The organism is Caulobacter sp. 10L414 (assembly GCF_056395525.1).
Window position 1 is genome coordinate 1 of record NZ_JBFTJR010000169.1, and the last position, 350, is coordinate 350.

The window sequence follows — 350 nt, forward strand, 5'->3', positions numbered from 1 at the left end:
CCGGTACGCGCCCGGGGCGATGCCGAAATGCTGGGCGAACACGCGGCCGAACGCGGCCTGCGAGGCGTAGCCGCACTGCTCGCCCACGGCGGCGGCGGAGAGCCCGTCCTGCCGCAGCAGCCGGGCGGCGCGATCCATGCGCAGCGTGGTCACCAGTTCCAGCGGGGTCATGCCGCCGAGTTGGCTGAAGCGCCGCGCCAGGGTCGCGCGCGAGACGTTGCACAGCGCGGCCAGGCTATCGACGGTCCACGGCTGTTCGGGCGCCCGCACCACCGCCTCCACCACGCGCGCCATGCGGGCGTCCGCCATCAGCGCGATCAGCCCGCGCGACACCCCGCCCCGATCGATCA

At 74.9% G+C, this 350-nt stretch carries 1 protein-coding gene; it reads right to left on the bottom strand.

Annotated features, from left to right (window positions below; all coding sequences use genetic code 11):
• On the bottom strand, window positions 1-350 hold a 350-nt coding region (locus AC1DCG_RS25255), incomplete at both ends, for a helix-turn-helix transcriptional regulator (RefSeq protein ID WP_477041776.1).